This is a genomic window from Sphingomonas montanisoli (genome assembly GCF_008274695.1).
Lineage (GTDB): Bacteria > Pseudomonadota > Alphaproteobacteria > Sphingomonadales > Sphingomonadaceae > Rhizorhabdus > Rhizorhabdus montanisoli.
This window is the reverse complement of sequence record NZ_VTOU01000003.1, coordinates 112,842-128,279: the sequence shown is the minus strand read 5'-3', so window position 1 is coordinate 128,279 and position 15,438 is coordinate 112,842. Positions and strand designations below refer to the sequence as shown.

At 62.0% G+C, this 15,438-nt stretch carries 14 protein-coding genes; all 14 read left to right on the top strand.

The annotated features are described in order from the left end of the window. Positions 1-167: 167 nt before the first annotated feature. The 14 genes from FYJ91_RS11800 (at position 168) to xth (ending at position 15,356) form a co-directional block, all read left to right on the top strand. Positions 168-2,426, top strand: coding sequence for a TonB-dependent receptor (locus FYJ91_RS11800; RefSeq protein ID WP_246152593.1), 2,259 nt, complete (start codon positions 168-170; stop codon positions 2,424-2,426). Positions 2,427-2,512: 86 nt separating this feature from the next. Then, positions 2,513-3,304 carry a DUF1868 domain-containing protein gene (locus tag FYJ91_RS11795; protein ID WP_149522501.1) on the top strand — a complete coding sequence of 264 codons (792 nt, stop codon included), beginning with the start codon at positions 2,513-2,515 and terminating at the stop codon, positions 3,302-3,304. Between the two features lie 4 nt (positions 3,305-3,308). Next, positions 3,309-4,181, top strand: coding sequence for an acid phosphatase (locus FYJ91_RS11790; RefSeq protein ID WP_246152592.1), 873 nt, complete (start codon positions 3,309-3,311; stop codon positions 4,179-4,181). Positions 4,182-4,203: 22 nt separating this feature from the next. Then, complete coding sequence (locus tag FYJ91_RS11785; RefSeq protein ID WP_149522500.1) at positions 4,204-5,499, top strand: sugar MFS transporter; 1,296 nt, start codon at positions 4,204-4,206, stop codon at positions 5,497-5,499. Between the two features lie 66 nt (positions 5,500-5,565). Next, positions 5,566-7,011, top strand: a complete 1,446-nt coding sequence (zwf, locus tag FYJ91_RS11780) for a glucose-6-phosphate dehydrogenase (RefSeq protein WP_149522499.1) — start codon at positions 5,566-5,568, stop codon at positions 7,009-7,011. Continuing rightward, positions 7,004-7,675, top strand: coding sequence for a 6-phosphogluconolactonase (locus FYJ91_RS11775; protein ID WP_149522498.1), 672 nt, complete (start codon positions 7,004-7,006; stop codon positions 7,673-7,675). Before zwf ends, FYJ91_RS11775 begins: the two co-directional genes overlap by 8 nt. Continuing rightward, the gene (gene edd, locus FYJ91_RS11770; protein ID WP_149522497.1) at positions 7,672-9,492 is read left to right on the top strand and encodes a phosphogluconate dehydratase; all 1,821 of its coding nucleotides are present in this window, start codon (positions 7,672-7,674) and stop codon (positions 9,490-9,492) included. Before FYJ91_RS11775 ends, edd begins: the two co-directional genes overlap by 4 nt. After that, complete coding sequence (locus FYJ91_RS11765; protein WP_149522496.1) at positions 9,489-10,499, top strand: glucokinase; 1,011 nt, start codon at positions 9,489-9,491, stop codon at positions 10,497-10,499. The genes edd and FYJ91_RS11765 overlap by 4 nt, the downstream gene beginning before the upstream one ends. Further along, positions 10,496-11,104 carry a bifunctional 4-hydroxy-2-oxoglutarate aldolase/2-dehydro-3-deoxy-phosphogluconate aldolase gene (gene eda, locus FYJ91_RS11760; RefSeq protein WP_149522495.1) on the top strand — a complete coding sequence of 203 codons (609 nt, stop codon included), beginning with the start codon at positions 10,496-10,498 and terminating at the stop codon, positions 11,102-11,104. Before FYJ91_RS11765 ends, eda begins: the two co-directional genes overlap by 4 nt. Before the next feature lie 142 nt (positions 11,105-11,246). Next, complete coding sequence (locus tag FYJ91_RS11755; protein ID WP_149522494.1) at positions 11,247-11,711, top strand: SRPBCC domain-containing protein; 465 nt, start codon at positions 11,247-11,249, stop codon at positions 11,709-11,711. Positions 11,712-11,741: 30 nt separating this feature from the next. Beyond that, positions 11,742-12,317: a 3'-5' exonuclease gene (locus FYJ91_RS11750; protein WP_149522493.1), complete on the top strand. Its 576-nt coding sequence runs from the start codon at positions 11,742-11,744 to the stop codon at positions 12,315-12,317. 72 nt (positions 12,318-12,389) lie between these two features. Next, complete coding sequence (locus FYJ91_RS11745; RefSeq protein ID WP_070158206.1) at positions 12,390-12,572, top strand: DUF3606 domain-containing protein; 183 nt, start codon at positions 12,390-12,392, stop codon at positions 12,570-12,572. A 73-nt stretch (positions 12,573-12,645) separates the two neighbouring features. Beyond that, the gene (gene ligD / locus FYJ91_RS11740) at positions 12,646-14,538 is read left to right on the top strand and encodes a DNA ligase D (RefSeq protein WP_149522492.1); all 1,893 of its coding nucleotides are present in this window, start codon (positions 12,646-12,648) and stop codon (positions 14,536-14,538) included. Further along, on the top strand, positions 14,535-15,356 hold the full coding sequence (gene xth / locus FYJ91_RS11735; RefSeq protein WP_149522491.1) for an exodeoxyribonuclease III: 822 nt from the start codon (positions 14,535-14,537) through the stop codon (positions 15,354-15,356). Before ligD ends, xth begins: the two co-directional genes overlap by 4 nt. Positions 15,357-15,438 lie beyond the last annotated feature (82 nt).

Below are 15,438 nucleotides of genomic sequence, written 5' to 3'. Positions count from 1 at the left end.
GGTGATCGCACCTGCCGCGCGTGGAAACAACAGCGCCTTCAGAAAATAATGTCATTAAACCTACACTTTGTGAGTGTATTTGCGGCGCGTTGGTGGCATAGGGGCTGCCAAGCGGACTTGCGGCGAGTGATTTCGACGCATCCATACCGTGCTAGAGGAGGATCGGAATGTCTGTAAATCGCTCAAACGTCGTGCATTTCACGAGCACAGCCTGCACCGCAGCGATGATCGCTATGGCGTTCGGCTCGCAAGCTCATGCCCAGGACACTGCACCGCCTGTCGCCGAGGGCGCGACCGAGGCAAGCGACATCGTCGTCACGGCTACGCGCCGTGCGGAGCCGCTCCAGAAGGTTCCGATTGCAATCTCGGTCGTTGGTGGCGACGTCCTGCGTTCCGAAAATCGCGCCGGCCTGCAGGGGATTTCAGCGATCGTCCCCTCTCTGAACTTCCGTAACACGGCATCGGCCAAGGACCAGGCGCTCTTCATCCGCGGCCTTGGTACGGTATCGACCTCGCCCGGCGTGGAGCCCACGGTTTCAACCGTGATCGACGGCGTGGTGCTCGCGCGTCAGGGTCAGGCCAGCATGGACCTAATGGACATCGATCATATCGAAGTCCTGCGTGGCCCGCAGGGAACCCTCTTCGGAAAGAACGCTTCGGTCGGTGCGGTAAACATCGTCACGCGCGCTCCCGGTGATGAGTTCCACGGGTTCTTCGACCTTGGATATTACACGGGCGGCGACGAGTGGAGGGCTCGTGCGGGTGTCTCCGGTCCACTTGGCGAGAAGGTCGCGTTCAGCCTCACCGGTGCCTATTCGCACTATAACGGCAACGTGAAGAACGTGTTCGACAACAGCACGGTCAACGGTTTCCGCAATGCGGGCGTGCGGGGTAAGCTCCAGTTTACCCCGACCGAAAATCTCACGGTCACGCTGATCGGAGACTATGCCGATGCGAAGAATACGACCCCGCAGGGCGTCGTGTCCTCGACGACGCTGGTGGCATACCCGACCAATGCGGTGACAAACTTCCCCGCGTTCGCGGCGGCAATCGCACCCGTCGTCCCGGGTGCAGAAAACCGTGCGATCAACTCCAATTACTTCACCAATGCCCAGGACAAGAACTATGGGCTGTCGGCCCAGATCGACTGGAATATCGGAGATTACACTCTCACGTCGATTACCGCTTGGCGCGGGTGGAAGAACGATCAAGCGCAGGATCAAGACCGCCTTCCGGGGGCGACAACCGCATTTCCTCAGCAGCACGACATCGGAAATCTGAGCTTCGACCAATATTCCCAGGAGCTGAGGCTGGCGTCTCCGAAAGGCCAATTCATCGACTATCAAGTCGGTCTCTTCTACTTCCAGGGTGACGATACGGAGCGCTATCAGCGCACCACGACGCTCGGCACCGGAGCAAGCTTCCTTGGCGTCGCCAACTATAGCGTCACCAACAAAAGCTATGCTGGTTTCGGGGAGGCGAATGTTCACTTTACCGACCGGTTTCGTGCAACGCTTGGCGCCCGGGTGACGCGGGATGAGCTACGCTACTCCTTCGCGCGAACCTCGACGTCTCCCACGCCGGTCACGGGCATCCAGACCGCATTTACGGCCGGAGGCAATACGAGCAACACGGGCTTTTCAGGCCGTGCTGGTTTGCAATATGACCTGACGCCGAAGGCTATGGCCTATTTCACCTATGGCCGTGGCTACAAGGGGCCGGCGTACAACGTCGCATTCAGCATGTTACCGCAGGACACGTCGGCACTCAGGCCGGAGACGTCCAATTCCTATGAAATCGGCCTGAAGTCGCGCTTCTTCAGCGATGTGCTGCGTTTCAATATCGCAGCCTTTCTCGACAAGTTCAAAAATTATCAGGTCAACTTCTTCGATACATTCAACGGGTCGCCGGTCACTCGCCTGATCAACGCAGGCAGGGTTTCGACCCGTGGCGTCGAACTCGACGTGGCGCTCCAGCCGTCGCGAGCTTTTACGCTTTCGGCGGGCGGTGCCTACACCGACGCTCGCGTCGACAATTTCATTTGCCCTGTCGGTGCAGCCGCGTCGTGTCAGATCAATGGTAAGCCGCTGCCGTATGCGCCGAAATGGAAGGGCAACGTCCGCGCGAGCTACGAAATTCCGCTGAGCGGCGACCTTTCGATCCGCCTGACCACCGACGCAAATGCGCAAAGCAAGGTCCAGTACAGCATCAACCAGACGCCTACGACTGCGCAGAGCGCGTTTGGGATCTGGAACGCTTCGCTCGGTCTGCTGGGCGGCGATCGGTGGGAACTGAATTTTGTCGTGAAGAACATCACGGACAAGTCCTACTCCACCAACCTGGGGACGTTCGGCCAAGGGGTGGTGCGCTTCGTTCCGCGGGATGATCGTCGCTACGTCGGCGCGAACTTCCATTTCGCGTACTGAAGAAGTCGAGCCGGACGTCCGGCTCATGTCCGACCAGAAGGCTCCCCCCTCAGCGGGGGAGCCAAGCAATTGAAGAAGCCGCGTATATGACGATGCAGCCAACCGACCGACGCCACTTTCTTGGTCTTATGGCAGCTGGTGCTACAGCGGTCGTGGGGACACCCGTCGCGGCGCGAGCAACGCGTTCCACCTATCCGCCCGATGTCGGTTCGAAGTTCTACGCCGACGGGCGTGTTCATCCGTTCGCGGGCAATACCCTTATTTGCCATGTCCCCCAGCAAGGTGAACACTCCGGCTGCTTCGACGCGCTCTTGGACATTTATCGTGAAGCTCCTTCACATCCGTTCGTTCGCAAAATAGCGCTGCTTCCGCCCTCGAGTTACCATATGACAATATTCGGCGGAGCGAACGACAAGCCCCGCGAGCGCAAGTCCTGGCCAGGCGATCTTCCGCTCACCATGCCGATCGAGCGGTGCACCAAAATCCTCGCGGAACGGCTCAAGGCGTCACGTCTTAAGTGTGAGCTGCCGATAAGGATGAAAGTCGACCCGTCTCAAGATCCGACGAACGGCGCTCCGCTTACGCTACGGCTACTTCCATTCGATGAGGCGGAACGCAGCAAGCTTGCAGACCTGCGCACTGCGATCTCAGATGTGACCAAAGTTCCAATCCCGACTCCAGACACTTACCGCTTCCACATCTCTCTGGGCTACTTCGTGGCCTGGCTGACCGCGGCTGAGCAGGTCACCTTTGCGAGGACGTTCAATCGCTGGGCGCAGCAACTCGCATCGAAGTCGCCGATGATCACGCTGGGAGCGCCCGAATTCTGCTCCTTCGACGACATGTTCGCCTTTCATCGCATCATGTATTTGGATTAGACACGTGGTAGTTCCTTATCAGAAGTCGCAGAATGTCGACCACCTCCGCCGCGGCGCCTTGGCGAAATGGGCTTCGCGATCGGCGATCATCTTAATTGCCGGCCTTGGTATTCACGCCGGGTGCGACGCTCGCGAGTTAGATCCGGCCAAGACTTACTTACCGGCCACACGGTTTAGCATCATCGACGTGGTTCCGCCCGCCCCGGTGCAAGGGGACGCGCGATACGACGCAGATCGCGAGATCTTCCTGAAGACCCGGGGGCTGCAAAACAGTGATCGTTGGCGGCTCGCAACGCGAGACGTGAGCGAAAGGCCGGCAGACCTGCTGCAAGACTTTAGCGGTCCCGCCGGACTGAATCTGACGCCGCAGAATGCGCCTCGGCTCACAGCGCTCCTGGTGACCGCCGCTGCAGACACTGCTCGCGTTAACAACGAGGCAAAGAACTATTTTCGACGGCAGAGGCCTTTCAAAATCGACGCGGGGCCGATCTGCCAACCCGCTGCGGAAGTGAGCGACAGCTACGATTATCCCTCGGGTCACACGACCCGTGGCTGGACCTGGGCAAGCTTGCTTGCTCAACTCTTACCGGGACGGGCCTCTCAGATCCTGGCGCGTGGACGCGCCTATGGCGAGAGTAGGATCGTGTGCGGGGTGCACAACGCGAGCGCCGTCGAAGCGGGGCGGTTGTCCGCCTCTGCCACGCTCACTGTGATGCAGCGGAGTCCACGGTTCCAAGCAGACATGGCAGCCGCTCTTCGGGAACTGGATCGCCTGAAACGCCAAGCCGCAGCGAATAGCATCATCGGAACGCCTGGCGACCAGATCATTCCATCAATATTCACGCCGCAAAACCATCCGGAGCGGGTTGGCCGCTGACGTCCTGCGAGAGGAGAGAGCTATGCAGTTGAACGTCGAAGCCGTTTCATCGACGGATCCGGTTGCCGCCGGCGGATCGCCCGAGAACGGCGTCGACGCTCCGGATCTGCGCATCTTCGTATTCGCTCTCTTCCTGGTGTTCGGCGGCATCACCAGTTTGAACGACGTCATCATCCCGAAGCTGAAGGACCTGTTCACGCTCAGCTACGCGCAAGCCATGCTTGTGCAATCGGCGTTTTTCGCGGCCTATTTCCTGATCTCGGTGCCGGCGGCGGCGATCGTGCGGCGGTTCGGATATATGACGACCGCATCGATCGGCCTCTTGACGATGACGGCGGGCTGTCTGCTGTTCATCCCGGCAGCCGCGTCCGCCACGTTCGGCGTTTTCTTGTTCGCACTCTTTGTGCTCGCGGCCGGGATCACGACCGTGCAGGTCGTCGCTAACCCGCTCATTTCGCTGCTTGGGCCGGCACGCACCGCCAGCAGTCGCCTGACGTTCGCCCAGGCGTTCAACTCGCTTGGCACGACCATCTTCCCGATCGTGGGTTCGATACTCATCCTCGGTTCGCTGAACGAAGTGAACGTGGCGACGCTGTCGGGCACCGCGCTTGACGCCTATCGCGCGGCCGAAGCCCAGGTGGTCGTCAAAACCTATCTCGGCCTTGCTGCCGCTCTCGTGGTCGTGGCCGGAGTGGTCTGGCTCCGGCGCGGACGACTCGCGAATACGGCCACGGATGATGCCCCGATATTGCGCGCCTTCAATTTGCTCCGGCAGCGGCGCTTCTCGTTCGGCGCGTTGTGCATCTTTTTATATGTGGGGGCCGAAGTCGCGATCGGCTCGCTGATCGTCAGCTATCTCACGCAGACGGACACGCTCAATCTTGGCCAGGAAGCCGCCGGACATCATGTCGCCTTTTACTGGGGCGGCGCCATGGTCGGCCGTTTCGTCGGCGCGGGTATTCTGCGTGTCATCAATCCGGGCAAGGTGTTGGCCGGCGTCGCCACCGCCGCGATCCTGCTCATCCTCATCTCGGCCAATACCGTTGGTGCCGTCTCCGGTTGGGCGTTGCTAGCAATCGGCCTGATGAACTCGATCATGTTCCCGACGATCTTCTCGCTGGCGAGTGTCGGCTTGGGCAAGCGAGCCGCCGAAGGTTCGGGCGTGATTTGCATGGCCATCGTCGGCGGCGCGATCATTCCGCCTCTGACCGGCCTGATGGCGGACATTTCAGGCTTGCGCGCGTCGCTGCTGATCCCAGCGATCTGTTATGCCGTCATCGTCGCTTTTGGGCTGATCTCGCGAAAACCAGACTTCTGACCTGCGCCCGTTCTGGCGCGCGCGATTTCGCGCAGGCCGCCAACGAAAGCGACGAAAAGGACTCACATGCCCACCTTATTGCTCTTCGGAGCAACCGGAGACCTATCGCAACGTATGTTGCTGCCATCGCTGTTCGGCCTTGAGGCCGACGGCCTGTTGCCGCCGGATATGCGGATCGTCGGAACAGCACTCAGTTCATTGGACGACGAGGCATTTCGAGTGCTGACGTCTGACGCGCTTGAGCGAACGATCGAAGGCGCTCGCCTCGACGCAGCGACCATCCAGCGGTTCTTGAGCCGGCTGGAGTATGTCAATGTTGATGCGCGCGACGCGTCAGGGTTCGCCAGGCTTGCCGGCAAGATCGGCCCGGATCGAGGCGCTCTCTCGATCTTTCTGTCGACCGCACCATCGCTGTTCAGACCGACGATAGAAGGATTGGCCGGTGCCGGCCTGACTGCCGATGGCGCGCGGATCGCTCTGGAAAAGCCATTGGGCAACGATCTGGTCAGCTCGACGCAGATCAATGATGCCGTCGCCGAGTTCTTCTCCGAGGAGCAGACGTTTCGCCTCGATCATTATCTTGGAAAGGAAACCGTCCAGAATCTCCTCGCGCTGCGCTTCGCAAATACCCTCCTCGAGCCGATGTGGAATGCGCAGGGCATCGAGCATGTCCAGATATCGGTCGCAGAAACCGTCGGCCTGGAGGGGCGGGTCGGCTTCTACGATGGTGCCGGTGCCCTTCGCGACATGGTTCAGAACCACATGCTCCAGCTCCTCGCGTTCGTCGCGATGGAGCCACCATCCAGTTACAACGCCCAAGCGATCCGAGATGAGAAGGTGAAGGTGTTGCGGGCACTCCGGCGTATCACGGCGGAGGATGTCGAAAGCCACACCGTTGCCGGCCAATATCGGTCCGGTGCCATCGCAGGCGCGGTGGTGCCCTCCTATTGTGACGAGCTTGGATCCGGCTCCCCCACCGAAACCTTCGTCGCGATCAAGGCCCACATCGACAATTGGCGCTGGAAAAACGTCCCTTTCTATCTGCGAACGGGAAAGCGGCTTCCAATCCGGCAATCCAAGATTGTCGTACAGTTTCGCGGCGTACCCCATTCTATCTTTGAAACACGGGGCACCGCTCTCAAGCCAAACCGGCTCATCATCCGCCTGCAACCCGAAGAAAGCATCAGCCTCTTGATGATGGCCAAGCAGCCGGGCCTCGATCGAGACGGGATTCAGCTCCGTGAAGTGCCGCTGGACCTTTCGCTGACCGCAGCCTTTTCCGGTGAGCGGCGGCGCATCGCCTATGAGCGGCTTCTCCTTGATCTGATCGAAGGCAATCCGACACTCTTCGTTCGGCGTGACGAGGTCGAGGCGCAGTGGGAGTGGATCGATCGCATTAGAGCCGGATGGAAGGCAGCGGCGTCTGATCCCAAACCCTATGCCGCTGGCACCTGGGGACCGTCCGCCGCAATTGCCTTGACCGAGCGAGATGGGGTGACCTGGCATGACTGAGTGCCTGATCGAAATCGTTGACCACGCATCGCCCGCTGCTGCCGCGAGGATCGTCGCCGAAGAGGCCGCGACGTGGATCGCTATTTGCGCAATGAACGGGACCAGCAGCGTAGTCCTGCCCGGTGGGCGCTCGCAAATCGCGATGCTCACTGGCCTAGCGTCGTACCACCTTCCTTGGAACCGGATCACGATCACGACGACCGACGAGCGGCAGGTGCCATTCGATCACCCCTTGTCTAACATCGGCAGCTTGCAGCGGGTCTTCCAAGGCCGATGCGGATCTGCGGCCAAGTTTGTCGCGCTCGATCGAGCGGAGGCAGCCAGCGACATTCACCTCCCATTCGATTTGGTGATCCTCGGCATGGGCGCTGACGGCCACATCGCTTCACTGTTTCCCGGTTTCCCCGTCGACGGTGACGATCCTCGTCACCTCATCGAGACGATGCCGGACCCGGTACCGATCAATGCGCCGGTCGCGCGGCGCAGCTGGAATTTGACTGCACTTACGCAAACGAACCGCACGCTGCTGGTCTGCGCAGGAAAAGCGAAACGTGCTGCATTGGAGCGTGCGCTCACCTCGTCAGAGACAAGCCCTCTCGCAGCGTTCCTTCGCCGAGCGCGAGGTCTGGTCACGGTGCACTGGGCCGAGGATCAAATGCGATGACAGTTCAACCGGCCATTTCCGCCGTTACGGACAGGGTAATCGAACGGTCTCGATCCTCTCGGTCTCGCTACCTCGAGTTGATTGGGCGAGAACGCGACAACGGCGTCGACCGCCCCAATCTGTCATGCGGCAATCTCGCACACGGCTTTGCCGCCGCCGGAGAGGATAAGGCAACGATCCGGGAAGGCGGCCGAATGAACATCGGCATTGTCACCGCATTCAACGACATGCTGTCGGCGCATCAGCCTTATGGGCGCTATCCGGAGCAGATGAAGCTGTTCGCGCGCGAAGCGGGGATCACCGCGCAGGTGGCGGGCGGGGTGCCGGCGATGTGCGACGGGGTGACGCAGGGCCAGCGCGGCATGGAGCTGTCGCTGTTCAGCCGCGATACGATCGCGTTGTCGACTGCGGTGGCCTTGAGCCACGGCATGTTCGAGGGCGCGGCGTTGCTGGGCATCTGCGACAAGATCGTGCCTGGCCTGCTTATCGGCGCGCTGCGGTTCGGCCATCTCCCGACCATACTGGTGCCGGCGGGGCCGATGCCCTCGGGTCTCGCAAACAAGGAGAAGCAGCGCATCCGACAGCTCTATGCCGAGGGCAAGGTGGGGCGCGACGAACTGCTCGAATCCGAAAGCGCCTCCTATCACGGTGCCGGCACCTGCACCTTCTACGGCACCGCCAATTCGAACCAGATGATGATGGAGGTGATGGGCCTCCACATCCCCGGCGCCGCTTTCGTCAATCCTGGCACCAAGCTGCGCCAGGAACTGACTCGCGCCGCCGTTCACCGCCTCGCCGAGATCGGCTGGGACGGCGACGATTATCGACCTTTGGGCCTATGCGTCGACGAGAAGGCGATCGTGAACGCCGCAGTCGGTCTGCTCGCCACGGGCGGGTCGACCAATCATGTCATCCACCTGCCTGCGATCGCGCGCGCCGCAGGCATCCTGATCGACTGGGAGGACATCGACCGCCTTTCTGCCACCGTGCCGCTGATCGCGCGGGTCTATCCCAATGGCTCGGGCGACGTGAACCATTTTCAGGCGGCGGGCGGCATGGCTTACACCATCTCCACCCTCCTCGATGGCGGCCTGCTTCACCGCGATCTGGTGACAGTCTCGAGCGGCGACCTGACCGAATATGCACGCGAGCCAATGCTCGACAGCGACGCTCTGGTTTGGGCCGATGCGCCTGCCAACTCGCGCGACGAGACCATGCTTCGGGCTTACGACGCCCCCTTCCTGCCGGATGGTGGGATGCGGCTTGTCACGGGGAATCTGGGCCGGGCTACCTTCAAGACCAGCGCGGTCGATCGCGCTCGCTGGACGATCGAAGCCGCCGTGCGAATTTTTGACGATCAAGATCAAGTGACCGCCGCCTTCAGAGCGGGCGAGCTTGATCGGGACGTCGTTGTCGTCGTGCGTTTCCAGGGGCCGCGTGCAAACGGGATGCCTGAGCTTCACAAGCTCACCCCTTTGCTTGGCGTGCTACAGGACAAGGGCTTCAAGGTCGCACTCGTCACCGATGGACGTATGTCTGGAGCGAGCGGCAAGGTTCCTGCGGCGATCCATGTCACCCCGGAGGCAATGGGCGGAGGGCCATTGTCGCGTCTTCGCGATGGCGACGTTGTGCGGCTCGATGCAGTCGCAGGCTGTCTCGAAGTTCGGCTCGCGCCGATCGTCTTTGAGGGACGTGCCCCGGCCGCGCCGCCAATTGCCGGGACTGGCACAGGGCGGGAGCTGTTCGGGTTCATGCGCGTCGGCGCCAATGATGCCGAACAGGGTGCCTCGGCGATGCTTGCCGGTGCAGATCTATGAGCGCGAGTCCCATCGTGACGGAAGCACAGGCGCACAAGTGCGACGTCGTGGCCGTCGATATCGGCGGAACCCATGCCCGCTTCGCTATCGCGACGGTCGAAGATGGCCGGGTCAAGTCGCTCGGGACACCGACCACCTTGAAAACCGCAGAGTACGCGAGCTTCCAGACCGCTTGGCAAGCCTTTGCTGCGCTCAATACCACCCCGTTACCGAGGGCTGTAGCGATCGCGTTCGCAGGCCCGGTGTCGGGCGAAGTTCTCCAGTTGACGAATAGCCATTGGGTCGTGCGGCGAGCGCTGATCCCCGAGCGTCTCAACGTGGACAACTATATTGTCGTGAACGATTTTGGCGCGGTGGGGCATGCCGTCGCGCAAGCCGAGCCTGGCGATTTTATCCACCTATGTGGGCCCGAGCAGGCGATACCGGACGATGGCGTGATTTCGATCATCGGACCGGGGACCGGACTTGGCGTTGCCCAGTTGCTGCGCGATGGTGCCGCCTACCGGGTGGTCGAAACCGAAGGCGGACACGGCGACTTTGCCCCGCTTGACGGGTTCGAGGATGGGCTGCTGTCGGCGATGCGACAGCACACGCGCCGAGTGTCTGTCGAGCGGATTGTATCCGGACCCGGAATTCGCGCGCTCTACGAAGCTCTCGCCCGCCTCGAGAGCCACGTCATCGAAGCGCCCGACGACAAGGCACTCTGGACCGCGGCGCTCGATGGTAGCGACCCGCTGGCAGTTGCTGCGCTGGACCGCTTCTGCATGACGCTCGGCTCAGTCGCCGGAGACATCGCGCTCATACAAGGCGCTTCGGCAGTGGTGATAGCAGGAGGTCTGGGCGCTCGCCTTGCCAGCCATCTCCCGCATTCCGGCTTTGCCGAACGCTTTGCAGCCAAAGGCCGATTCGAGACGATGCTGCGCGACATGCCGGTCAAGCTGATCACGCTCTCAGAGCCGGGGCTATTCGGTGCCGCGGCAGCTTTCGCAAGGAAGCACACACAATGACCATCGATGAAATCATGCGCGTATCGCCGGTCATCCCGGTGCTCATCGTCAACGATGTGGCGACGGCTCTACCCATTGCAGAAGCACTTGTCGCGGGCGGCCTGCGAGTGCTCGAGGTAACATTGCGCACTCCATGTGCCATCGAGGTCATCGCTGAGATGGCGAAAGTTGAAGGCGCTATCGTCGGGGCCGGGACTGTGCTCAATCCCAAAGACCTTGACGCCGCGCTCGGTGCCGGCGCGAGCTTCATCGTGTCGCCGGGCCTAACAGATCGCTTGGGCCACGCCGCCCTTTCCAACAAAGTGCCCTTCCTCCCTGGAATCGCCTCCGCCGGAGACCTGATGCGCGGGCTCGATATGGACCTTCGCCATTTCAAATTCTTTCCCGCGGCAACATCTGGTGGAATCCCGGCGCTCAGGGCGCTCGCGGCGCCGTTCGGCAACGCGCTCTTCTGTCCGACTGGCGGGATCTCTCAGGCATCCGCCAGCGATTGGCTGGCCGAGCCTCACGTCGCTTGCGTTGGTGGGAGTTGGCTGGTCAAAAATGGCGTCGCCGACGTGCGTGCAATCGCGGACGCGGCCTTGCTTGTTCATGGTCGGACATAGCGCATGATCCTGAATTCTGGCCCTGAGGGGCTGGCTCGCCTAAGTTGACCGCGAAGGCAAGACAATGGAAGGGCCGTCCCGTGAGGGCGGCCCTTCGCTTTTGGGTTGGTCGCCATGCGGCGCACCTTCTATCCAGATCAGGATGACCGACTCCGCCACCCATTCAGCAGCGCGCACCATCCTGGCGTCGCCACGGGCCATCTATCGTGCCTTCCTTGATCCTGAGACTGTCATGTCCTGGCGACCGCCGAAGGGCATGACGGCAAAGATCTTCCACTTCGATCCGCGGCCGGGTGGCGGCTATCGCATGGCATTCATCTACGATGATGCTGAGGCCGGCGAAGGCAAATCGAGCGCTGCCGCTGACATCTTTGAAGGGCGGTTCGTCGAGCTGGTTCCGGAAGAGAAGATTGTCGAGGCAGTCACCTTCGAGAGCGAGGATCCCGCGTTCGGCGGCACGATGACGATCACGACCCGGCTGATGCCCGTGCGCGACGGCACGAAGGTCACCTTCATCGTCGAGAATGTGCCGCCGGGGATCAGCGAGGCTGATCACAAGGCCGGCATGGAGTCGACGCTGAAGAACCTCGCCAATCTGCTGGAATGAGCGAACGGGTGACACCGGCGTTCTTAGGGCATGCTGGTGTTCCTCGATTTCGAAGCCTCGTCGCTCAGCTACCCGATCGAAGTCGCCTGGGTCTTCGAGGACGGTCGATCCGAGGAGTATCTGATCCGGCCTGCTCCGGCATGGACGGACTGGGGCCCAGCCGCCGAGGCGATCCACCATATCCGCCACGCCACGCTTCTTGCCGACGGCACGGCGCATGAGCTTGTCGCCCGCCGCATGGTCGACATCCTTACCGGCCATGACCTGCTTGCCAGCGCTCCATCATGGGACGGCAAATGGCTGAGTGCGCTTCTGCGGGCCGCAGGGTTTCCGCGTCACAGCCTCCGACTTCGCGACAGCGACGATGCGAACCGTGAATGCGCGGCGGCGATCCTGTCAGACATCGTCCCGCCGGAGCGGCTGGCTAACACAGTTGCAGAGTTGCTCGCCTGGACGGACTCACGCGGAGACGATCATCAGCCCGTTCACCGCGCGCTGGCAGATGCGCAGGCGGAATATGCGCGCTGGCTGCAAGTCCGCACCACCGCACAGGCTATGGCACGTGACGGTATAGCAGCCCCGCCCCGATGGTGCGCAGGCGGATAGCCCTCACCGGTAGTGCCACCGCCTTCGGAACTGGTCGTCCTCTCATCGATTCAAGGTGAGAAGGAGAGAAGCATGGCTGACAACAAGTCGAAACGTGGTGGCGCCGACCGGCGCCAGGTCGCCGCTGGCGAAGGCTATGAGGTGAATTACTTTGCCCGCAAGCATGGCATCACCAAGCAACAGGCGGAAGACCTGATCAAGAAAGTCGGTAACGACCGCGAGAAGCTCAACGCCGCAGCTGCGAAACTGAAATAAGCGGCACCCGTCCTCGGGAACGACTCCTCGGCTACAGGAGTCTGTTGGGGATGAGGCAGAAGGCATAGCGCGCATGGCGCGCGCGGCGATCAAAACGAGCTCGAAGCGTCCGGCGAAAGCGACCGGCGGCCAATCGAGCGCGGCCGTATCCAAGCCGCCGCCTTTCCGGCCCGTCCAGCTTGCCACGCTGGTCGATGCCGTCCCCGCTGGCGACCGCTGGCTCCACGAGATGAAATATGATGGCTACCGAACGCTGGTGGCGATCGGCGGCGGAGAGGCACGCGCCTACACACGGTCGGGTCTCGACTGGTCCGAGCGCTTTCCGAGCATCCTGAAGGACGCCGCCAAGCTCAAGGTGGGCTCGGCGCTGATCGATGGCGAGGCGGTGGTGCTCGATGCCGACGGCAAGTCGAGCTTTCAGGCGCTGCAGGGTGCGCTCAAGGGCGCGCCGGCCACCATCGACTATTATGCCTTCGATCTGCTCGAACTCGATGGCGAGGATCTGACCGGCCTGCCGCTGCTCGAACGCAAGGCCAGGCTGAAGGCCATATTGCCTGCCAAGTCGGACCATATCCGGTTCTCGGATCATATTCAGGGCAGCGGTGAGAAGCTGCTCAACAGCTTCTGCCAGGCTGGGCTCGAGGGTGTCATCTCGAAGCTCGCCAGCTCGAAATATGTGGGCTCGCGTGCCGGCAGTTGGGTCAAGACCAAGTGCATCAAGCGTCAGGAGTTCGTCGTCGTCGGCTGGACGCCCTCGGACAAGAGCCGGGCGTTCCGATCGCTGATCCTTGGCGTCCATGACGAGGGCGAGCTCCGGTACGCGGGTAAAGTCGGCACTGGCTTCGACACCGCTGAACTGTTTCGCCTGATGGAGATCATGGCGCCGCTGGAACAGACGGCACCAACGGTGAAGGCGCCCCGGGCCGAAGTGCGCGGCGCGCATTGGCTCAAGCCAAAGCTGGTCGCCGAAATCGCTTATACCGAAATGACGAACGACGGGACGCTACGGCACCCGAGCTACCTAGGCTTGCGTGAGGACAAGAAACCCGAGGCTGTTGTGCTGGAAACCGAAGAGCCCGTGGCCGAGATCGCGGCGCCCGCCACCAGCAGCGTCAAGATCAGCAATCGCGATCGCGTGATCGATCCGGATTCGGGCATCACCAAAGGGCAGCTCGCCGATCATTATGCGGCGGTCGCGCCGATCATGCTGCCGTGGGTGGGGTCGCGTCCGATCAGCTTGGTGCGCTGCCCGCAAGGCCGCGCGAAGAAATGCTTCTTCCAGAAGCATGACGCCGGGAGCTTCGGCGACACGGTCAAGCATGTCGGGATCATGGAGAAGGACGGGCACGAAGAGCCGTACCTGTACATCGACACCCCCGATGGCCTTCTGACCTGCGTCCAGATGGGCTCCATAGAGTTCCATGGTTGGGGTGCCAGGATCGAGGATGTCGAGAAAGCCGATCGTCTGGTTTTCGATCTCGACCCGGACGAAGGACTCGATTTCGAGGCGGTGCGCAAAGCGGCCTTCCACTTCTGGGAGATCATTCAGCAGATTGGCCTTGAGACATTTCCTATGGTCACGGGCGGAAAGGGCATCCACGTCATTGCCCCGCTCGTGCCGAAGGCAGAGTGGCCGGAGGTGAAGGATTTCGCTCACCGCCTCGCCCAGGCCGTCGCGCAAAGCGATCCGGACAATTTCACTGCCGCGTTGCCGAAGGCGCAGCGCAAGGGCCGCATCTTCGTCGACTATCTTCGCAACCAGCGGGGCGCGACCGCAGTCATGCCGTACAGTGCGCGCGCCCGGGCTGGCGCGCCGGTCGCGGCCCCCATCAGCTGGAAAGAGATGGAAACGATCGACACGCCTGCCCACTGGCATGTCGGCGACGCTGCCGAGCTGGTGAAGCGCGCCGCCTCGAAAGCACTCGCCGGTTGGGGCCGCGCCGACCAGGTTCTGCCCGATCTATGAAGGTCGCCACCTACAATGTGAACGGCGTCAACGGGCGCCTGCCGGTGTTGCTGCGCTGGCTTGAGGAGGATCAGCCCGACATCGTCTGTCTGCAGGAGCTGAAGGCGCCGCAGGAGAAGTTCCCGGAAAAAGCGATCCGCGACCTCGGCTATGATGCGATCTGGCACGGCCAGAAGAGCTGGAACGGCGTCGCCATCCTGAGCCGGGTCGGCGAAATCCACGAGACCCGCCGCGGGCTGCCGGGAGATCCGGACGACAGCCACAGCCGCTATATCGAAGCGGCGGTCAACGGCATTCTGATCGGCGGGCTCTACCTGCCGAACGGCAATCCACGGCCCGGCCCGAAGTTCGATTACAAGTTGAGGTGGTTCGAGCGGCTGATCGAACATGCGGCCGGCCTGCTGGAGACGGGCGCGCCGGTCATGCTCGCGGGTGACTTCAACGTGATGCCCACCGATCTCGACGTCTACAAGCCGGAGCGCTGGCTCGACGACGCGCTGTTCGCACCGGAGGTCAAGGCGGCCTATTTCCGGTTGCTCGACCAGGGTTGGACCGACGCGTTGCGCACCATCCACCCTGGCGAGGTGATCTATACCTTCTTCGACTATTTCCGGAATGCCTATGCCCGCAACGCCGGCCTGCGCATCGACCATCTGCTGTTGAGCCCGGCACTGGCTGATCGGCTTGTTGATGCACAGGTCGATCGTCACGTCCGGGGCTGGGAGAAAACCAGCGACCATGCACCGGTTTGGGTGGAACTGGCCGATAAGCCGAAACGGCGCCGCAGGTCGGGGGCGGCGGCCGGGGGAAAAGCATAGCTTCTCGCGTCGGGCCGTCGACGGCGTTTAATAGACAGCCGATTCGCGTCGCGAGCCCGTACAATTAAGCTGCAGCCGCGAA